The following is an 18,884-nucleotide window of genomic DNA, read 5'->3' on the forward strand; positions in this document are numbered from 1 at the left end:
GGGATGCGCCGCCTGGGCCCTACGCCGTTCCCCAGTCCCCCAGCACCATCCCATTCCACTCCCGCAACGTCTTCTGCTTCTCGTCATCCGCCAGCGCATTCGCCTCCTGCTGGCGCTTGAGTTCCTTGAGCAGGGGCAGCAGGTCCGTCTGCTTCGATTGCTGGCGGGCCGGATCGGCGGTGTTTTCGGTGATCCGGTTGTTTTCCACCTTGAGCGACTGCAGCGATTGCGACGCGGTCTGGGTGACCAGGGCGCGCACCGGTTCGTCCTTCTCGTAGGCCAGCTCCACCTGGGTGCTGCTGCTGTCTTCCACCTTCTTGTAGTAGTAGTTCTGCGTGGCGGAGTCGGAGGTCAGCTTGAGTTTGGCCGAAGGTCCGTCGAGCGACTGGTGGAAGGACGCCAGCAGCCTGGCGGTCTGTGTCTGTGTGACGGCGCGGTTACCGGGCGAGGTGCCTGAGACCTGGGTGGACTGGTTGAGCGTGTACTCGAAGCTGTCCACCTCCTTGAGGCGGCGCGGGTTCGAAGCGCGGCGGGTGGCGGTGATCGAGGCGTTGAAGTCCGCCAGGCCTGTGAGCAGGCTCTGGTCCTCTTCGCTGAAGGCTCCTGCATCGCGGTTCAAGTCCACGGACTGGGCTGGCCCGAGGCCGGTGGTGGCGCGGTTGCCTGCGGCCGACCCGTAGCTGCCGTTCATGGCCGTGAAGCTGGACTTGAAAAGCTCCACCAGGTCCGCGTCTGCATTGCCGCGCTGGGCGGCCTTGTCGATGCGGCCCAGATACTGCTGCACGGCATAGGCCTTCTGGTCCGCCGTGCCCCACAGCGCGCTCTGGCGCAGGTCGGTCTTCATAGCCACCGTGCCCTGGGGGGTCTTGATCTCGATCTCGCGGTTGCTGGCGTCGGCCGTGTAGCGGACGCCCAGCTTCTGGATGCGCGAGCCGTTCTCGTCCACGCCATAGAGGCTGGTCTTGAACTCGACCTTGCCCAGCAACTGGGTGTCGAACTTCGACAGGCCTTCCAGGTCCAGCGTCGGCGGCTCACCGGTCAGGCTCTCTATGGCCTGGTCGAAGCCCTTGGCCAGGGACTGCAGCGCCTGCTTCTCCTGCGGCGTGAGGTCGCCCTCGACATCGATCTGCACCGCGATGCCCGAACCCGTGCCGATCGGCTCGCGCTGGTCGGCAATCGAGATGCGCACCGTTGCGCCCGACTGGGTCTTGATGGTCAGCTCGGCACTGGCGCTGGGGCGGGACTGGATGGCCCACAGCGCATCGGTGGCCTTGCCCTGGATCTTGCCCGGCGAGTAGGCTGCGCCCACGTTCACGATGGTCTGCCGGTAGCTGGCGCCGGTGCTGGCCACCTGCTCCAGCAGGGCCGAGCCCAGCCCGGCAAACCGGGCCTTCTCTGTGGTGGCACTGGCGTTGCGGCCGATGATCTGGTCCACCGCCGTGGTGGGTGCCTGCTCCCACACCTGCATCTGCCCGTTGCGGGTCTGCAGGTTCGCCAGTGCCTCGTAGGTCACGTCCACTGCTTCGAGGGACGCGGGGTACTGCGTGACGTGGAGAAAGCGGGTGTCGCCGGTGGCCGATGGTGCAATCGCCGGTGGGACCGATGCAGTGAATCTCGTGGCCGTGGCGACTGCTGCGGCCACTCCGCTGGAGGCTGGTGCTGGGGCCGTTTTCGATGCGGTGGAGGCTTTGATGCTGGCACTCTGTGTTCCCAGGGCTGCTGCCGGAGAGGAAAGACTGACTGCACTCATTTTCTGGTTCTTGGTTTGTTGATGCGGCTGCGGTTGTTATCGGCAGGGCTTGAGAAATCTGAAGGTCCTGGCCTGTGCGAAGCTCTGCACCTTTGAAAAAAGTGAGGAGTGATGGCAAGCCATGGATCTGAAATTCAGCCACGTCGATGTTCTGGTCAGCAACCTGGAGGAGGCCTGCGCCTACTACGCCCGTGTCTTCAGCGCCCGGGTCTCCAGGACCCAGGTGTGGGAGCGCGGTGGCCTGCATGTGCGCTATGCGGTGGTGATGTTTGGCTCCGAGCGCTTCATGCTCGTGCAGCCCATTGCCGGCAACCTGAAGGCGCTGATGGACACCCAGGGCGAGGGCACGATCTACCGCCACTGCTACTCCACCCCTGACATCGAGGCGGCCTACGATGAGCTGGTGGCCGCCGGTGTGCAGCCGGAAGACGAGCATGGCAAACCCCTGGCGCGTGGCGATCTGCAGTCACCCAGCGGCGCGCGCATCCTGTGGCTGCCCAGGCGCTTTGGCCATTTCTCGATCGAACTGCTGGAAGAACAAGAGCTTCAGCGCTTCATCGAAGATGCGTTTGCGGGCGTTGCGTGAACCCGATGGGACTCAAGGCCGGGCAATGAAGGCCTGTTTGCCATGCCGGTCAAAGCCTGCGGATTCGTAGAATCGCAGCGTCGCCTCGTCCTTGCGCCCGGTCATCAGCATCACCTTGTAGCAGCCCTGGGCCCAGGCGAAGGACAGGGCATCTTGCAGCACGGCCCTGGCGTAGCCACGCCCGCGATGGTCGGCATGCGTCACTACGTTCTCGATCAAACCATACGGCCTGCCGCCGCGCGTGAGGTTGGGGATGACTGTGATGGTGCAGCTGGAGACCAGTTGGCCATCCACATAGGCACCTTCATACCGATAGAGGCCGCTGTCCAGCAGTTCATCCCAGATCCGTTCGGCCGTCCCGTCGTCGGGCGGCAGGTCATCGTCAGCATGCAGGTGCGTGTAGAGCGCCAGCAGCTCCGAGAGTTCTGATCGTGCGATGGGGCGGATCTGCATGCCTGTGTGCTCCCTTGCTGTGTGCCTGCATTCTGCATCCGTGCGCCGGCTGCTCACGCCACCCGCCGCCCGGCAAACCACTCCCCCAGAAAATCCGCCAGCGCCCGTGTCTTGGCCGACAGGTCGCTCTTGGTCGGGTAGACCAGCGTCACGTCCGCAGCGGGCAGGGCCCAGCCCGGCAGCACCAGCCGCAGGCGGCCTGAGGCGAGGTAGGGCGCCACGTCCCAGTGCGAGCGCATGAGCACGCCATGCCCGTCCAGCGCCCAGGTGGTGGCCGCTGCGCCGTCGTTGGTGCTGAGCATGCCGCGCACCTTCACGGTCTCCTGCCGCTCGCCCTGGTGCAGATGCCAGGTGCCATAGGTTTCGTCGCTCTCGCGGATCACGATGCAGTGGTGGGCCAGCAGGTCGGCCGGCTGCGTTGGCTCGCCCGCCTGCGCCAGGTAGGCGGGCGACGCGCACAGCACGCGCTGGTTGGCCATGAGGCGCCGGGCCGTGAGGCGCGAGTCGGGCAGGTCGCCGAAGCGCACGGCGGCGTCGAAGCCCTGTTCCACCAGGTTCACGGGGCGGTCGGTCAGGTGCAGTTGCACCTCCACCTCGGGGTAGGCGCGCGCGAATGCCGAGAGGGCCGGCGCAATGTGCACGCGGCCAAAGCCCAGCGTGGCGGCCAGCTTGAGCAGGCCGCGTGGCGAGCTGCGCGCGCCGGCCACCGTGCGCTCCAGCGCCTCCAGGTCGCCGAGGATGCGGGCACCGTCGAGCAGGTAGGTCTCGCCCTCGGGCGTGAGGTGGATGCGCCGCGTGGTGCGGTGCAGCAGGCGCACGCCCAGCCGGTGCTCCAGCTGGGCCAGGCGGCGGCTGACCGCAGGTGGGGTGATGCCCATCTGCTGCGCGGCGGCGGCCAGGCTGCCTTCCTTCATGAGCAGTGCAAAAAAGCGCAGGTCCGAAAAACCGTCCATGGGTGCTTGATTCGTGCTTTGAATTTATGAATGAAGTAATTTTGACGGTATTTATGGCTTTGCACATCACTCATAAGATCCAACCCACAACAAATAACCACCTGCAGGAGACAAACCCATGACCGATTCCGCTATCCCGCTCACATCCCGCCGAATGGCTGCCGCTGCAGTCGCCGCAGCCACACTGGCCCTGTTGGCGCCATCCGCCGCCATGGCGCAGCCAGCCGGCTACCCCAACAAGGCCATCAAGCTGGTGGTGCCCTATGCCCCGGGCGGCAGCGCCGACATCGCCGCGCGGCTGGTCACGGACGAGTGGGCCAAGGCACTGGGCGGCTCGCTGTTCATCGAGAACAAGGGCGGCGCCGGCGGCAACATCGGCGTGGATATGGTGGCCAAGGCCGCACCGGACGGCTACACCATCGGCCTGCAGACCGTGTCGCTGGCCATCAACCCCAGCCTTACCGCGAAGATGCCCTACGACACGCTCAAGGACCTGGCGCCCATCGGCATGGTGGCCAGCTCGCAGCATGTGCTGGTGGTCAACAATGCGCTGCCGGCCAAGAACATCAAGGAACTGGTGGCGCTGCTCAAGGCCAGGCCGGGGCAATACTCCTATGGCTCTGCAGGGGCAGGCAGCACCTTCCACATGTCGGCCGAGCTGTTCAAGGCCGTGGCGGGCACGCCCATCGTGCACATCCCCTACCGCGGCGGCGGCCCGGCCATGATCGACACCATGTCGGGCCAGGTGGCGCTGAGCTTTCCGGTGCTGTCGGCCGCGCAGCCGCATGTGCAGGCGGGCAAGCTGCGGGCGCTGGGGGTCACGGGCCCCAAGCGCTCGGCTCTGATGCCAGACGTGCCCACCATTGCCGAGGCGGGCCTGCCCGGCTACGCTTTCGAAACCTGGTTCATCGTGTTCGCGCCGGCGGGTACGCCCAAGCCCGTCATCGACCGGCTCAACACCACGCTGAACCAGGCGCTCAATGCCCCCGCGCTCAAGGAGCGCATGACCAAGGATGGTTTCGACCCCACGCCCTCGACCCCTGAGCAGGCCCGCGCCCGGCTTGAAAAGGAAATGCCGCAGTGGGCCAAATTGATCAAAGAGCGGGGCATCACCGCCGAATAGACCCCGCCGCAGTTCCAACGACACCCATGACCACGACGACCCCGCTTTTCCCCGGCTTCACCCCCTACCGCGTGCCCACGCCCGACGGGCAGCACATCCACGCGCTGGTGGGTGGCACGGGCCCGGCCCTGCTGTTGCTGCACGGGCACCCGCAGACTTCGGCCATCTGGCACAAGGTGGCGCCGGTGCTGGCGCAGCACTTCACGCTGGTGCTGGCGGATTTGCGCGGGTACGGCGATTCGGCGAAACCTGCTGGCGATGCCGAGCATGCCCTCTACAGCAAGCGCACCATGGCCGCCGACATGCTGGCGGTGATGCAGCACCTGGGCCACCCGCACTTCACCGTGCTGGCCCATGACCGGGGTGCGCGCGTGGCGCACCGCCTTGCGGCGGACCACCCGGCGGCCGTGCAGCGCATGGTGCTGTTGGACATTGCCCCCACGCTGGCCATGTACGAGCAGGCCAACGACGCCTTTGCGCGCGCCTATTGGCACTGGTTCTTTCTGATCCAGCCCGCACCGCTACCCGAGCGCCTGATCGAAGCCGAACCTGCGGCCTATGTGCGCGACGTGATGGGCCGGCGCAGCGCGGGCCTGGCACCGTTCGACCCACGGGCCCTGGCCGAGTACGTGCGCTGCCTGGCCCTGCCCGGCACGGCCCACGGCATCTGCGAGGACTACCGCGCCGCCGCCGGCATCGACCTGGTGCAAGACCGGGCCGACCGCGATGCCGGCCACCAACTGGCCATGCCGCTGCTGGCCCTGTGGGGCGAGCAGGGCGTGGTGCACCAGTGCTTCAAGCCCCTGGCCGAATGGCAGCGCGTGGCGGCCGACGTGCGCGGGCACGCACTGCCCTGCGGGCACTACATCGCCGAGGAAGCGCCGGATGCGCTGCTCGAAGCGGCTTTGCCCTTCCTGCTGGATGGCCGATAGGCAAGAACCCACACAACAAAACCAACGATGACCATGACCATCCCCACAACGCTCTACCAGAAGCTGGTCGCATCGCACACCGTGGCCGTTCTGGACGAACAGAACGTGCTGCTCTTTTGTGACCTGCACCTGATGAACGAATACACCAGCCCCCAGGCCTTCGCCGGCCTGCACGAGGCCGGGCGCGGCGTGCCCGTGCCGGGGCAGAACGTGGCGGTGGTGAGCCACATCATCCCCACGCATCCGGTGCGCTGGCGCACCATCCAGGACCCACCCTCGGCCCTGCAGGCCAGCAACCTCAAGGCCAATTGCGACCGCCACGGCATCCCGCTGTTCGACACCAACGACCCGCTGCAGGGCATCGAGCACGTGATCGCGCCCGAGCACGGCATGGTGCGCCCGGGCATGGTCATCATCTGCGGCGACAGCCACACCACCACCTACGGCGCCCTGGGCGCCTTGGGCTTCGGCATCGGCACATCCGAAGTGGAGCACGTGCTGGCCACCCAGACCCTGGTCTACCGACTGGCCAAGGACATGCGCATCCGCGTGGATGGGGTGCTGCCCAGCGGCACCACCGCCAAGGACCTGATCCTCATGGTCATCAGCCGCATCGGCGCGCAGGGCGCGCGCGGCTATGTGGTGGAGTTCTGCGGCGGCGCCATCACTGCGCTGTCGGTGGAGGCGCGCTTCACGCTGTGCAACATGGCGGTGGAGGCGGGCGCCCGCGGCGCACTGATCGCCCCCGACGCCACGGCCATCGCCTACGTGTTGGCCAAGGCCCCCGACATCACGGGCGACGTACGCACCCAGGCCCTGGCCCACTGGGCCACGCTGCAAAGCGATGCAGGTGCCGTGTTCGACGTGGAGCATGTGTTCGACGCCAGCGCCGTGGCCCCCTTCGTCACCTGGGGCACCAGCCCCGACCAGGCCATGGCCATCAACGCCACCGTGCCAAGGCCCGAGGAGATTTCCGACGCCGTGCAGCGCAGCAGCGCCGAGCAGGCCCTGCGATACACCGCGCTCACGGGGGGCCAGCCGCTGGCGGGCGTGCCGGTGCAGCATGTGTTCATCGGCTCGTGCACCAATGCCCGCATCGAAGACCTGCGCGAGGTGGATCGCATCGTCGGTAGCCGCCAGGTGGCCAGCTGCGTGCGCGCCATGGTCGTGCCCGGATCGGGCGCCGTGAAGGCCCAGGCCGAGGCCGAGGGCATTGCCGCGCGCCTGGTGGCCGCCGGCTTCGAATGGCGCCAGCCCGGCTGCTCGATGTGCCTGGCCATGAACGACGACGTGCTGGCCCCCGGCCAGCGTTGCGCCTCCACCACCAACCGCAATTTCGAGGGCCGCCAGGGCCGCGGCGCCATCACCCACCTGATGAGCCCGGCCATGGCTGCGGCTGCCGCGGTGACTGGCTGTATCACCGATGTACGGACCCTGGAGGTGACCGCATGACCGCCGACAACAACACCACCGTGCGCGGCCAGGCTGCCTTGCTCGACATCGCCAACCTCGACACCGACCAGATCATGCCCAAGCAGTTTCTGCGCGGCATCGACAAGGCGGGCCTGGCGCCCGGCCTGCTGTACGACCTGCGCTTCGACGGCGCGGGCCAGCCGCGGCCCGAATTCGTGCTCAACCAGCCGGCCTTTGCCGGCACCGACGTGCTGTTGGCCGGCAGCAACTACGGCTGCGGCTCCAGCCGCGAGCATGCCGTGTGGGGCATGCAGCAGTACGGCTTCAAGGCCGTGGTCGCATCGAGCTTTGGCGAGATCTTCTACTCCAACGCCATGAACAACCGCCTGCTGCTGGCCATGGTGAGCGAGCCTGATGCCCAGGCTTTCATGCAGGAGGCCCGCACCACCACAGGACCGTTGGCCATGGAGATCGATGTGGAGCAGCGGCAGGTGCGCACGGCGGGGCGCAGCGCACCGTTCACCATCTCCGAGCGGCACCGGCGCATGTTTCTCGATGGGCTGGACGTGATCGGTGCGTCGCTGACTTACCAGGATCAGATCAACGCCTTTGCCGCGCAGCACTGGGCGGTGCAGCCCTGGGTGAAGGATGTGGCGCGGCTGACACGGGAGCGGCTAGGGGCGTGAGGGCACAGCGCAAACTCTGCCGGCAACCGTGAGATTGTGCCGGTTGCGGCCGCCGTAGCAGGGCAGGGGATGGGTTGACCTCTATAGTGGGGTGACACATTGCCCCAAGCCGTACCCATGCAATCCTTTTCCCTTACGCGCAGCGACTATGTCGATCTGCAAAAACGCATCCTGGCCAATGCCAAGGCCCAACTGCGGCGCGGTGCTGGCAGCAGTGATCAGAGCAGCGACAAAACAGCAGCCGGGTCGGGACGATGGTGGTTGCCCCTGGTGCTGTGGGGTGCCTCCGTGGTGCCGCTGGTGTTCCTGTTCCGCTGGCTGGAGTCGTTGCCTGATATGGGCAGCCACCTGGCGGTGGGGGCCGCAGGCATCGTGATCGGTGCATTGGCCTTCTGGGCGCTGGTCGGCAGCGGCACCCGTTCGCTCCAGAATGCCATGTTCGAGGACGACGGCTATTGCCTTGCGCCCCAGTCCCTCGACATACGGGCCGACTGCATCGAGCAGCGATCGGATGCTGCCCACAGCCTTTGGCAGTGGGCCGGCTTCAAGCGCCGGCAGGAGAGCGACACGCTCGTGTTCCTGTTCGTGGACAACGCCGTGTGCCTGACCGTGCCCAAGTCCATCCTCACGCCCGAGACCTATGCGCTCATCGAGCAGCGCGTGCCGCTTCAGGTGGACTAAAGATTCTTCACCCTGGGGCCCGCTTGCACGGGGCCCGTCGGCTCAGAGGCTGAGGGTTTTTTGACCGTGCCCGAAAGGCGCGTCACAACGCACTGGATCTAGGCGCAAAGCGCAGTCATAGCTCGGGCTATGGCGAGCATTTGCTTTCGAAGAGCCAGGGTGTTTTGGCGTGCAAGGCGGGCATGGACGAAAGACTCTCAGCCTCTCAGATCCCGAACACCTTGAGCACCGAATCCGCCAAGCCCTCCAGCCACCGTGCCGGGCCGCCCTGGTGCTTGCCAGGGTGGGGCATCTCCTCGTACACATAGAACCCCTGGCCGCCCTCGAAGGAATCGTTGAGCAGAGCCTGCTTGCCGCGCAGGTAAGCGATGAAGGTCTCGCACCGGCGCGTGGAATAGCCCAGGTTGGCATTGAAGCCGATGGTCGCCGCCTGGCTGATGGCGCGGCCCGCATCGGCCGGTTCTACCCGCACGCCCCGGCAGCCCTGCACGATCAGTTGCGCGGGGCCGTGGAACGCCAGGTAGCGCAGTTGCAGCGTGAGCCAGGCGTGCAGGCTGCCAAGCCGCCAATGTGAGGTGATGCGCACCGGCATGCCGCGCTGCTGCAGCACACCCACCAGGTTGTGCGGCTGCATCACCAGGGCCGCGCCTGCGGGCAGCAGCAGGACGCCGATTTCACTGTGGGCGTCCTGCGTGGCCGACACCACATAGGTCGCAGGTTCGCTGGCGCGGATGCGGGTCAGCGCCACCATGCCCGACGCCAGGCTGGTCAGCGGGTAACGTGGGTTCAGCAGCCAGCAGGTGTCGCTGTGGCCTGCGGTGGACGCGCTCTGCAGAAAGTCGGGGTGTACCAGCAGCTCGTGGCCGGCGTCCACCACCACCTCGCGCGACACCGCTGCGTGGCCTGATTCCAGCGCCAGCTCGCCCAGGCTGTCCGGCAGCAAGCGCACGGGAGGGCGCCGCGCGGCCAGCGGTGCGAGCACGAAGTAGAACAGCACCTTGATGGCCAGCGGCGTGAGCATGGCACCCAGCAGTATCAGCAGCGCCGTTGGCATGATCTCCAGCAGCGGGGCCGACAGCCTGCCAAACCAGTTGCCGGCACGCAGGTCCTGCAGCGCCGCCTGCCGTTCGCGCAGTGGTGCAAGCAAGGTGTCGATATCGCTGCGGTCCGGCGCGAACGCCTGCAGGGCCGGCAGCGGCTGTATCTCCTGCACCAATGCCAACTGGCGCTGGTAGTCGCCATCGGCGCGGCGGTTGTCTGCCAGCAACTGGTCCTGCAGCGCCCTCAATTGCCCGCACTGGCGGTATTGTGCCGAACCGATGCCCAGCCGGCATGCCACGGGATGGCTCTGCTCCAGCGCCTCCCGCTCCCTTTTTGCGGCCTGCCACTGCGTGTACACACCTTGGTGTCTGAGGCGCAGCCGCTCCAGCTCAGCCCGGCGCGACTGCGCCGACTGGGTGGCCTGCAAGCGCAGCCGCAGTTCCTGCAGGTACTTGCGCTCCGCGTCGAGCAGGTAGATCTCGGCATCCAGCCGCATGCCGGCCAACTGGTGTTCCAGGATGGGCTGGCCTTTGAGCAGGGGGCCGAGCTCACTGGCCTTCTGGCGCTCAAGCTGCTTGCGCCGGGTCTCCTGGTCCACCGCGTCGATGCGCTCGCCCAGGGCGCTCAGCGATGCCGACGATAGCCTGGCCACGCGCTCCTGGCTGGCGGTGGCAAGGGCGCCTGCATCGCGCGCGATGCGCTGGTCGGCCCCTGCCAGCTGGGCAATCTCGGCCTGTGATGACCGGTAGGCCTGCCACTCGGCCCAAGCCCATCGGCCCAGCAGCAGCACCGCGCAGATCAGCACGAACGACAGCAGGTGGCGCAGAAAGAACCGGGCGATCATCGCAGCAAGAGTGGTCAAGAGCGGGGCCTTTGCTTCATCGTGTTGAAAGCGCTACACCCCAACGCCTTTTCACGCCGGGGTGGCCAGCGTACCTGCCGGCGAGCGAGCCCAGACTGTGCCATGTCCCTGCATGACCCACTAGCTAGTCAGCGGATCGGTGGCTCTTCAGGGCTTGGCCGCTGTGGCCGCCTTGCCCGCCTGGGCCTTCTGGGTCTTGTTGTAGACCTCCATCACCGTCGCAAAATCGCGCTCGAAGTTGATGGCCAGGAAGGAGTCGTTGCCCGGCAGCAGCTGGCGCAGCTTGGGCGAGAAGCTGTAGCTGTACGAGCACTTGGTCACGCGCGCCTGCACTTCGGGCGAGACGTCCTTGCCCAGGGTCCAGGTCTCGGTCATGAAGGGTGGGCTCTCCCACAGGGTGCGAATGCTCGACCCCTTCACGTCGCCCTTGACCACCATGCGCTGGTACAGGTCGCTGGCCACGGCGGCGGCCGGGTAGAAGCCGTGCATCACCCCGGTCACCGAGCGCTCGTGGCCATTGGAGAAGACCACCTCGTAGTTCTGGTCGGGCACCAGGCCCAGCGCAGGGAACAGGGCGCGCGGCGCCAGGTTGCCCGAGTTGGAGGTGGGCGTGGTGTGCGCGATCTTCTTGCCCACCAGGTCCTGCGGCTTGGTGAACGGGCTGTCCACCCGCGAGATCAGGATCAGCTTGTACGAGTTGCGCTGCCCACTGGCCTTGTTGCCCGGCACGCCGAAGGGGGTGGGCTGGCCTGCGGCCACCAACTGCGGCACCAGCCCGGGGTTGACCTGGGCCAGCTGCACCTTGCCGGCGACGATGCCGTCGATCAGCTCCTTCTCGCCCAGCGTGTCGATGTTCACGCTGCGCTCCAGCGACTCGCCCTGCAGGTTCTGCAGGTCCATGTTGCCGCAGCGTGCCAGGTGGTTGAAGTAGTCGCCCCAGATGAGCATGGTCTCGCTCTTGGCATAGGTCTTGGGCATGGCCACGACCAGCTTTTCGCGCGTGCCGCCAAACAAGGGGGCGGCGGGTCCAGCGGCCTGCCGCGCAGCGCTGGTCTTGGCCGGCGGGGTGGCCGTGGTCTGTGCGGCCACGGGGCCCAGCAGCAAGGTGGCGCCTGACAGCAGCGTCGCGCACAGGCGCGCATCCAGTGGCTTTGTGGCAAACATGGTGTTGTATCTCCCTAGGTTCGTTCTGGTAAGCGGCAACGCAAGGCCGCCCGCAGCGCAGGCCGACCGGGATGGCCGGGCGCTGGAGTGGGCTTTGCGTTGGGAATGGGTGCCCTGCGGGCGGCCTGCTGCTGCACGGAGGTGCGACTCAGGCGCTGAAAGGGGTACCCAGTATGCACGAGGCGACTGGGGTATTTGTAACCTTGGCGACTGCGCGGGGCAGGGTTGTGGCGAGCGAGTCAAAAGGCATGCCTGCCATGGCCCGGTTGACGCGCTGTCAACCGCCGAAGCGGCGGCGATGGACAAGGTGGAGAGGGCGCGGCACACGCGCCACGGCAACAATTCAACCACTTCGCAGCCCATCCCGGTCGCTGCACCGACTCCACCATGTCCCAAAACGCACATACCCTGCACCTGTTCTTCGAAGATCCGATCCGGCTCAAGTACGCCCAACTGGTGTACCAGTACATCGCCGAGGGCAACACCGCAGAGGCCGCGCGCTGGGCCGCAAAGCTGGGCGTGGCGCTGGCAGACCTGTGGGATGCCGAGTGGTTCAACCAGCAGGTGACGGCCGCGCCCGGCTACCTGCAGCTGAACTTCGACACCGGCACCAGCGACCCGCTGCCCCTGTCACCCCTGGTGGCGCTTTTCGGCCATGGCCTGCAGGCCGCCGTGCTCGACGTGTTCTACGACCAGGTCGGTGAAACCCAGCGCATGTACTTCGACAAGGGCCAGTGGGTGCCGCGCTCGTATTTCCTGGCGCTGTACCCGCACCTGCAGACCATCGTCGAGCCCGCGCACGACCCGGACGATGGTGATGAGCCCGGCGAACGCGCTGCGGCCGATGCGCACGACCCGGCCAAGCCCCTCTCCGTCGCCCGCCTGGCCAAGGACGAGGCCAAAAAGCGCAAGGAGGCGCAGGAGGCCGCCGAGGCCTTTGTCGAGATCGCCAAGGCCATGGGCAAGAACGGCGTCAAGAACACCATGGACGGCGTCATCGGCGTGGTGGTGCTGGGCTCGGCGCTCAAGGGCCTGCTGCACGCAGCGCTTTTCACCGTGGTCACCGTGCTGCTGTTCAAGGGCCTGTGGCTGTGGCTCGGGCTGGGCCTGGTGCTGGCCATTGCGCTGCCGCTGTACTACGCGACGCGCACGCACAGCGAGCTGAAAGGCGATGGCGGTGATGACGAGACCGACGGTGAAGTCGCGGCCATCGGCTCTTGACCAGGGAGAACACACATGCTGACGCAGATCGAATGGTGGGGTGGGGTGATCTTTGTGCTGGGGGCCTTGGCCTACCGGCTGGTGCTGGGCGCGCTGGAAAAAGGCGAAGGCTACGACTGGTACCGGTGGCTGATGCGCCTGTTCTTCGTGCTGCCGGGCGTGCTGCTGGCCGGCTATTTCTATCCGCTGGAGCGCCTGGCGCTGCAGTACTCCTACCTGGGAGTGCTGGGCGTTGCGCTGCTGGCGGTGGCCGGGGTGATGGTGCAGGAGGTCACAGGTGACGCCGATTCGGACAAGGACAAGGCCGCAAAGGCCGCGAGGGAGGGAGAAAAAGGCCAGGCCGGGGAGGACTGCGAAGACGAGGAGCCTGGCTGGCTGATGACCATCGTGGGCGTTGCCGTGCTGTACAGCCCGGTGCTGGCGGCATGCGGGCTGGCCTGCCACAAGGCCTGGCCCTTGGTGCAAAGGCTGGTGTGAGCCCGCATCGAGCGGCGGCCATGGCCTGCCGGCCCACTGCCGGGCTCGGTCGCTGTTCGATGCACAGGCTTTTTGGCGGTCGGCAGCCCTGGCTCAGGAGACAATCCGTGCCAGAGGCTCCGGCCTCTTTTTGCTGCCATCCCATTCCCCAAACGGCTTGCCGCCCACCATCCATGGCCCACGATTCGTTCCCGGAGCTTTTGTCCCTCTACATGCGCCGCATCCGTGCCAGCGCCTCGGGGGTGGCCACCGAGATCGGCCTGAGCCGCGAGGCGGTGAACAACTGGCGCAACGGCATGTCGGCGCCCAACGCCCGCTCGCGCGATAAGGTGGTGGCCTGCACCCGCTACCTGCGCCTGACCGAGGTCGAGGCCAACCGCCTGCTCAGCGCTGCCGGGTTTGCGCCGGAGTTTCCGCTTCAGGCCGAGGTGGAGGCGCCTGCCACGGCTGCGGGCACCGCCACGGGTGCGGAGCGCGAACAGCCCTTCGGCGCCTTCCAGGCCCGGCTGTTCGGCCAACTCGCGCAGGCCATGCCGTACCCCATCTCCATGCTGCTGTCGCCCGCGCACTGGGGGCAGCCGCCGTTTCGGCCCGAGCTGCTGCAGCGCGCGCGCCAGCAGTACGGGGCCACGTCGGTGCTGCACATCCAGCCGCCCTACAGCGTGAGCACCGCGCCCACCGAGTACTTCGCCGCCATCGGCCGCCAGTGCGGGCTGGGCGAGGTGCAGTCGGACTATGAATTCGAATCCGCGCTGGAGCGGCGCCTTGTGGCCGGCGAGCGCCTGTTCTGCCTGGTCAGCCGCTTCGAGCAGGGCACGCCCGCGCTGCGCGAAACGCTGGCCGGCATATTGCGCAGCCTGAGCGAGATGCACAGCGGCCGCCTGCACCTGCTGCTGTGCGGCGGCGAGGCGCTGGCCGACCTCAAGTACCGCAGCGGCGACCTGTCGCTGCTCAACATCGCCCAGGTCAACCACTGGCCCGAGCCCACGCTGGCCGATCTGTCCATCCTGGCGCGCCAGCGCTGGCCCGGCCATGACTGGCCAACGCCCGTGCTGGCCCACCTGCTGGACGCCAGCGGCGGCCACCCCGCGCTGTTCGAAGAGGGGCTGCAGTGGCTGGTGGAGCAGGGCATCAACGAGACCCAGGCTGCATCTGCCGCGCTGCGCACACAGCTGGCAGGCAGCCCGCGCCTGTGGCAGACCTTTTTGCCGCTGGCGCAGGAGGGCGCCCCGCGCGAACGCCTGCGCAGCCTGCTGCAGGCCGATGACCTGGGGCGCGCCCGCCCCTACCTGCAGGACGACGACCTGCGCCGCCTGTTCTGGGGCAACCTCATCCATGTGCGCGGCACCGGCGATGCGGCGCGCCTGCACTGGCGCTGCGACACGGTGCGCCATGCGGGCCTGATGGTGCTGGAGGCCGCGTGCTCGAACAGCTGAGGTACTGGCTGACCTGGCCGGTAGTGCGCGCGCTGCTGATCGCCACAGCCACGCTGTTCATCGGCAGCGCGTTGCTCACGCCGCACCTGAACCCCGCCACCCGCGGATCGGTGCGCACGGCCGAGAGCATCGGCCCCTTATGGGGCGAGCTGGTGCAGTGGCGCGTGGCCCTGGTGCAGGCCAGCCAGGAGCTGGGCCATTGGCCCGAGGACATCCAGAAGTACGCGCCGCAGATACCCTTCCCCAAGCTGCGCGTCACCTCGCCCGGGCCGCTGCGCCTGCAGGCCGATGTCATCAACGACCCTGCGCTCGGCAACCTGTCCGGCACCCAGGTGCTGCTGCACATGACGCCCGACATGTACCACTGGACCTGCCGCCCCGGCAAGCCGCCCATGCCCGCTGGCGCGCTGCCCATCAGTTGCTCAGCCGGCCCCGAAAGCCAGGACGGCAAGGGCGACGACATGGACCCCGAGGCCGTGCGCCAGAGCCGCATCGCTGCGGTGGAGGCAGCCGACCCCTTCGGCTGGCTGCGCAGCCTCATCAAGTGGTGCGCCTTGATCTTCATCGTGGGCGCCGTGGTATGGGTGCTGCGCCACCCGCTGATCGGCCCGGCGCAGCTGCGCCCCGAAAAGCTGCTGCGCACCCCTGTCTCGCGCCTGCCGCGCATCGACCAGCTGCTGCGCACCGTGGGCCGGCTGCGCGCCACGCTCGAAGCTGCCGAGGTCCGCACCCGGGACTGGCAGAGCGCCGTGCAGTTCGCACACGACGACCCCGCGGACCAGTCCACGGTGCTGGCCGAGCGCGTGTCTGCCCGCAGCCAGCCGAGCCGCGACTGGGCGCTGCCCGGCGCGGTGTTCGAGTGGCAGTTTCCACCGGACCTGCCGGTCTCGCTGGACCGCTGCCTGCTCTACATCCCCGCGCCGGGGCTCGACGAAGCCACCGTGCTGCGCCAGCTGCGCGCCGCGCAGACCGGCACCGACGTGCTGCTCATCCTGTGCGACCATGGCACCGAGACCCCCTGGCCACTGCTGCGCGCCCACACCGACGATGGTGCCAACCTGCACGTGATGGTGGACAGCGCCAGCCAGACCGAATGGCTGCTCTCGGCCCAGCCGCTGCAGGTGCTGCTGCGCCTGCTCTCGGCCCAGTTGCGCGTGACACGCATCTCGCCCTACCAGACCCGGGGCGGGGTCACGCGCGAGGGCTCCTTCTTCGGGCGCGAGCAACTGCTGGCCCGCGTGGTCAACCGCGAGCCGGCCAACTACCTGGTGGTGGGCGGGCGGCAACTGGGCAAGAGTAGCCTGCTCAAGGCCGTGCAGCGCCGCCTGCAGGGCCACCCGCAGATCGTCTGCCACTACGTCTCGTTGCGCGACCACCGGCTGGCGCCGCGCATGGCGCTGCAGTTCGGCCTGCCGGCGGAGACGCCGCTCGAAGCCATCGTGGACCACCTGCAGGCCCAGTACGCCGGCAAGCGCCTGTACCTGCTGATCGACGAGGCCGACCTGTTCTTTCGCGACGAGTCGAACAACGGCTACCACCAGCTGTCCACCCTGCGCTCGCTCAGCGAAGAAGGGCGCTGCTGGTTCATGCTGGCCGGCTTCTGGGACCTGTATGCCACGGCCGTGCTCGATTACCAGAGCCCCCTTCGCAATTTTGGCGAGGTGCTGGCCATCGGCGGGCTGGAGCGGCCCGCCTGCAAAGCCCTGGCCACCGAGCCGCTGCGCCGCCTGCGCCTGGGCTTTGGCGGCGATGCGCTGGTGGAGCGCCTGGTGGACGCCAGCGGCCTGCGCGCCAACCTGGTCGCCATCCTGTGCCAGGAATGCCTGGAGGCCCTGCAGCCCGGCGAGCGCGTGATCGAGGCGCGCCACCTGGACCAGGCCCTGGCCTCCCAGCCCGTGCAGGACGCCCTGGCCGGCTGGGGCCGCCTCTCGCCCGACGACGACGCCTGCCGGCTCGACCGCGTGGTGGTCTACCACGTCGCCCAGCAGAGCGAGACCAGCCTGGTGGCGCTGGCGGGGTTGCTGCAAGGCCATGGCGTGCAGGCCGACGCCCAAGCCCTGCGCCAGTCGCTCGCGCGCCTGCAACTGGCCTGGGTGCTGCGCCGCGAGGGCGCGACCTACGGCTTTGCCATACCGCTCATGTCCGCGCAGTTCGAGCCCAGCGAGGTGGAGTTGCTGCTGCACCAGGAACTGGCGGTGATGGCCAAGTCCTGATCCTCCCGCATTTTTTAACCTGTTCACTTTTCGTCATGGCCTCTTCAAACGTCACCCTGGAACGCGAGATTGGATTCGACGCCCTCATTGCCGAGATCGAACGCCTAGTGCGCTCAGGCGTACACCCGGACCGCATCAGTGTGTCCCAGTACCCTGCGGCCCAGTGGGTCTGCAGCACCCATTGGGCTTACTCCGACAGTTCTGACGATGCATCCGTGGCCCGTCGCGTGGATGCCCAGGTGGCGCTGCTGCGCCTGTTGCTGGAGCACGGTGCCGATCCCAACAGGCGCAAGAACCGCAATTCCACGCCGCTGGCCGTGTGCTGTGGGCAGTTGTCCACCTATTCCGGGGAGCACCATCGTGTGCTGGAGAAGCTGGGCCTGGTGCTGGCGGCAGGGGGCGATCCGAAGCAGACCAAAGAGCCCGCCATCTGCATCGCACTGGGGCTGCGCGACATGCGGGGCGAGATTTCTGACATACCGTTCCGCGACGATGCGGATGAAGGCCACGCCGACATGGTCTTGCAGGCCATCGACATGCTGCTCAAGGCCGGTGCCGACATCGAAGCCATGGACCAGCGCGGGATGTACACACCGGTGCTCATGGCGGCTTACCTGGGCAGCTTGCCGTTGCTGCAACTACTCAGGGAGCGCGGTGCCAATGTGCACGCCACCAACACTGGCGGCTCCAATGCCCTGATGTTCATCGCTGGCGACGTGGAGGGCCTGGCCGGCAGCCGCGCAGGCATTTCGGCAACCTGGCACCGCTTTGGCGACCCTGTCGCCACCACCCGCCAACTGCTGGAGTGGGGCCTGGACCCCGCAGCTGCCAACGCTCGCGGCCGCACCCCGCTGCGCCTGGCGGTGAACGCCGGCAGCCTCGACGTGGCCGCCGTGCTGGCCGAGGCGTTGGCCGCGCGGGCCAAGTTGGTGGCTGCCGATGTGCGCCTTTTCAAGGGCACCGAGTACGAAGCCCGCGTGGCCGCTTTGACGACCACTGTGCCCACGAAGAAGCCTCCCAAGGTGAACGCTAACCTCGATAGTGCAGCCCAACGCGCGTCATGGGAGCGGGCCCGCACCGCGCTCAACGACCACCTGGGGGAACCTCCCAATCGGGAATCCCGATGGTTCTTGCCATTCCTCCACACCGTCTTCGAGCACCTGGCCACCGGTGCAGACCCGCGCGTCCCGCCACAGGCGCTGTACGCTGAGTACGCTAGCCACTTCACCGCCATCCGGCTTTCCAAGACCAAATCCTGGCTCAGCCGCAGCGGCGTCGTAGAAGTTGATCCGGACTTGTTCTGGACGCACCTGCGGATCAGGTATTCGCAGGCGGAGGACGATAATTTCCTCTGTAGGGAGGAGGTGTTGCTTGCGCTCTCTGCCAATGCACTGCCCACTGTCGAGGAAGTCGCTGAAGTGGTCGGGCGCATGTGCGCGCAGTATTTCAAGACCCAGGGGTGATGGGCCTGCGGCCTGGGTGATACTTGCTCACCATGTCACTCCTGACCGCCGCCAAAGACTGGGCGCGCCGCATCAAGCGTGACGTCGTCGCCGTCTACTTCGCCGCGCGCGATGTGCGCACGCCATGGCCCGCGCGCTGCCTGGCCGTTGCAGTGGCCGCGTACGCGCTCAGCCCCATTGACCTGATCCCCGACTTCATCCCCGTGCTCGGGTATCTAGACGACCTGCTTGTCGTCCCTCTGGGCCTGCTGCTCGTCATCCGTATGCTGCCGCCTGCGGTGCTGCAGGACGCCCGTGACAAGGCAGCCAGCGTGCTGGAGCGGCCCCGGAGCCGGGCTGCGGCGGTGGCCATCGTGCTGGTCTGGCTGGCCTTTGCGTCGGGGCTCATCTACTGGTGGGTGCATCGGCCGAACTGAAGGCAGCGGTGGGG

At 67.5% G+C, this 18,884-nt stretch carries 17 protein-coding genes; 12 read left to right on the forward strand and 5 right to left on the reverse strand.

The window, feature by feature from the left end; genetic code table 11:
* Positions 1 to 19: 19 nt before the first annotated feature.
* Positions 20 to 1,750: a hypothetical protein gene (locus tag QYL93_RS25825; RefSeq protein WP_305746353.1), complete on the reverse strand. Its 1,731-nt coding sequence runs from the start codon at positions 1,748 to 1,750 to the stop codon at positions 20 to 22.
* Positions 1,751 to 1,871: 121 nt separating this feature from the next.
* Here QYL93_RS25825 and QYL93_RS25830 point away from each other — a divergent pair, with 121 nt between their 5' ends.
* Complete coding sequence (locus QYL93_RS25830) at positions 1,872 to 2,336, forward strand: VOC family protein (RefSeq protein ID WP_305746354.1); 465 nt, start codon at positions 1,872 to 1,874, stop codon at positions 2,334 to 2,336.
* 12 nt (positions 2,337 to 2,348) lie between these two features.
* On the opposite strand, the gene QYL93_RS25835 is transcribed toward QYL93_RS25830, so the two are convergent.
* Both QYL93_RS25835 and QYL93_RS25840 read right to left on the reverse strand, forming a co-directional pair.
* On the reverse strand, positions 2,349 to 2,789 hold the full coding sequence (locus QYL93_RS25835) for a GNAT family N-acetyltransferase (RefSeq protein WP_305746355.1): 441 nt from the start codon (positions 2,787 to 2,789) through the stop codon (positions 2,349 to 2,351).
* Positions 2,790 to 2,842: 53 nt separating this feature from the next.
* The gene (locus QYL93_RS25840) at positions 2,843 to 3,742 is read right to left on the reverse strand and encodes a LysR family transcriptional regulator (RefSeq protein WP_305746356.1); all 900 of its coding nucleotides are present in this window, start codon (positions 3,740 to 3,742) and stop codon (positions 2,843 to 2,845) included.
* Positions 3,743 to 3,860: 118 nt separating this feature from the next.
* Between QYL93_RS25840 and QYL93_RS25845 the strand changes: the two genes are divergently transcribed.
* From QYL93_RS25845 to QYL93_RS25865, 5 genes are all read left to right on the forward strand, one after another.
* Positions 3,861 to 4,865: a tripartite tricarboxylate transporter substrate binding protein gene (locus tag QYL93_RS25845; RefSeq protein WP_305746357.1), complete on the forward strand. Its 1,005-nt coding sequence runs from the start codon at positions 3,861 to 3,863 to the stop codon at positions 4,863 to 4,865.
* Positions 4,866 to 4,891: 26 nt separating this feature from the next.
* Entirely contained in the window at positions 4,892 to 5,797 is a 906-nt protein-coding gene (locus QYL93_RS25850; protein WP_305746358.1) for an alpha/beta fold hydrolase, read from the forward strand.
* Between the two features lie 33 nt (positions 5,798 to 5,830).
* Entirely contained in the window at positions 5,831 to 7,249 is a 1,419-nt protein-coding gene (gene leuC / locus QYL93_RS25855) for a 3-isopropylmalate dehydratase large subunit (protein ID WP_305746435.1), read from the forward strand.
* Complete coding sequence (gene leuD, locus QYL93_RS25860) at positions 7,246 to 7,896, forward strand: 3-isopropylmalate dehydratase small subunit (protein WP_305746359.1); 651 nt, start codon at positions 7,246 to 7,248, stop codon at positions 7,894 to 7,896. The genes leuC and leuD overlap by 4 nt, the downstream gene beginning before the upstream one ends.
* Before the next feature lie 117 nt (positions 7,897 to 8,013).
* Positions 8,014 to 8,577 carry a YcxB family protein gene (locus QYL93_RS25865; protein WP_305746360.1) on the forward strand — a complete coding sequence of 188 codons (564 nt, stop codon included), beginning with the start codon at positions 8,014 to 8,016 and terminating at the stop codon, positions 8,575 to 8,577.
* A gap of 205 nt (positions 8,578 to 8,782) precedes the next feature.
* Here the strand turns inward: QYL93_RS25865 and QYL93_RS25870 are convergent, their stop codons facing one another.
* Both QYL93_RS25870 and QYL93_RS25875 read right to left on the reverse strand, forming a co-directional pair.
* The gene (locus tag QYL93_RS25870) at positions 8,783 to 10,480 is read right to left on the reverse strand and encodes a hypothetical protein (RefSeq protein ID WP_305746361.1); all 1,698 of its coding nucleotides are present in this window, start codon (positions 10,478 to 10,480) and stop codon (positions 8,783 to 8,785) included.
* 147 nt (positions 10,481 to 10,627) lie between these two features.
* Positions 10,628 to 11,644, reverse strand: coding sequence for a PhnD/SsuA/transferrin family substrate-binding protein (locus QYL93_RS25875; protein ID WP_305746362.1), 1,017 nt, complete (start codon positions 11,642 to 11,644; stop codon positions 10,628 to 10,630).
* A 387-nt stretch (positions 11,645 to 12,031) separates the two neighbouring features.
* Between QYL93_RS25875 and QYL93_RS25880 the strand changes: the two genes are divergently transcribed.
* From QYL93_RS25880 to QYL93_RS25905, 6 genes are all read left to right on the forward strand, one after another.
* Positions 12,032 to 12,865: a hypothetical protein gene (locus tag QYL93_RS25880; protein WP_305746363.1), complete on the forward strand. Its 834-nt coding sequence runs from the start codon at positions 12,032 to 12,034 to the stop codon at positions 12,863 to 12,865.
* Positions 12,866 to 12,880: 15 nt separating this feature from the next.
* Positions 12,881 to 13,342 carry a hypothetical protein gene (locus tag QYL93_RS25885; RefSeq protein WP_305746364.1) on the forward strand — a complete coding sequence of 154 codons (462 nt, stop codon included), beginning with the start codon at positions 12,881 to 12,883 and terminating at the stop codon, positions 13,340 to 13,342.
* Positions 13,343 to 13,515: 173 nt separating this feature from the next.
* The gene (locus QYL93_RS25890) at positions 13,516 to 14,778 is read left to right on the forward strand and encodes a hypothetical protein (protein ID WP_305746365.1); all 1,263 of its coding nucleotides are present in this window, start codon (positions 13,516 to 13,518) and stop codon (positions 14,776 to 14,778) included.
* Positions 14,763 to 16,991 carry an ATP-binding protein gene (locus QYL93_RS25895; RefSeq protein ID WP_305746366.1) on the forward strand — a complete coding sequence of 743 codons (2,229 nt, stop codon included), beginning with the start codon at positions 14,763 to 14,765 and terminating at the stop codon, positions 16,989 to 16,991. The genes QYL93_RS25890 and QYL93_RS25895 overlap by 16 nt, the downstream gene beginning before the upstream one ends.
* 239 nt (positions 16,992 to 17,230) lie before the next feature.
* Positions 17,231 to 18,454 (forward strand): hypothetical protein, encoded by a 1,224-nt coding sequence (locus tag QYL93_RS25900; protein WP_305746367.1) that lies wholly within the window; start codon positions 17,231 to 17,233, stop codon positions 18,452 to 18,454.
* Positions 18,455 to 18,486: 32 nt separating this feature from the next.
* Positions 18,487 to 18,870, forward strand: coding sequence for a YkvA family protein (locus QYL93_RS25905; RefSeq protein ID WP_305746368.1), 384 nt, complete (start codon positions 18,487 to 18,489; stop codon positions 18,868 to 18,870).
* The last annotated feature ends 14 nt before the right edge of the window (positions 18,871 to 18,884 follow it).

The organism is Acidovorax sp. A1169 (assembly GCF_030704685.1).
GTDB lineage: Bacteria > Pseudomonadota > Gammaproteobacteria > Burkholderiales > Burkholderiaceae_C > Acidovorax.

Coding starts and splice junctions, on each gene's coding strand:
- leuD (WP_305746359.1), top strand. CDS start 7,246: ATGACCGCCGACAACAACACCACCGTGCGCGGCCAGGCTGCCTTGCTC.
- QYL93_RS25885 (WP_305746364.1), top strand. CDS start 12,881: ATGCTGACGCAGATCGAATGGTGGGGTGGGGTGATCTTTGTGCTGGGG.
- QYL93_RS25835 (WP_305746355.1), bottom strand. CDS start 2,789: ATGCAGATCCGCCCCATCGCACGATCAGAACTCTCGGAGCTGCTGGCG.
- QYL93_RS25845 (WP_305746357.1), top strand. CDS start 3,861: ATGACCGATTCCGCTATCCCGCTCACATCCCGCCGAATGGCTGCCGCT.
- QYL93_RS25880 (WP_305746363.1), top strand. CDS start 12,032: ATGTCCCAAAACGCACATACCCTGCACCTGTTCTTCGAAGATCCGATC.
- QYL93_RS25840 (WP_305746356.1), bottom strand. CDS start 3,742: ATGGACGGTTTTTCGGACCTGCGCTTTTTTGCACTGCTCATGAAGGAA.
- QYL93_RS25830 (WP_305746354.1), top strand. CDS start 1,872: ATGGATCTGAAATTCAGCCACGTCGATGTTCTGGTCAGCAACCTGGAG.
- QYL93_RS25865 (WP_305746360.1), top strand. CDS start 8,014: ATGCAATCCTTTTCCCTTACGCGCAGCGACTATGTCGATCTGCAAAAA.
- QYL93_RS25850 (WP_305746358.1), top strand. CDS start 4,892: ATGACCACGACGACCCCGCTTTTCCCCGGCTTCACCCCCTACCGCGTG.
- QYL93_RS25890 (WP_305746365.1), top strand. CDS start 13,516: ATGGCCCACGATTCGTTCCCGGAGCTTTTGTCCCTCTACATGCGCCGC.
- leuC (WP_305746435.1), top strand. CDS start 5,831: ATGACCATCCCCACAACGCTCTACCAGAAGCTGGTCGCATCGCACACC.
- QYL93_RS25875 (WP_305746362.1), bottom strand. CDS start 11,644: ATGTTTGCCACAAAGCCACTGGATGCGCGCCTGTGCGCGACGCTGCTG.
- QYL93_RS25825 (WP_305746353.1), bottom strand. CDS start 1,750: ATGAGTGCAGTCAGTCTTTCCTCTCCGGCAGCAGCCCTGGGAACACAG.
- QYL93_RS25905 (WP_305746368.1), top strand. CDS start 18,487: ATGTCACTCCTGACCGCCGCCAAAGACTGGGCGCGCCGCATCAAGCGT.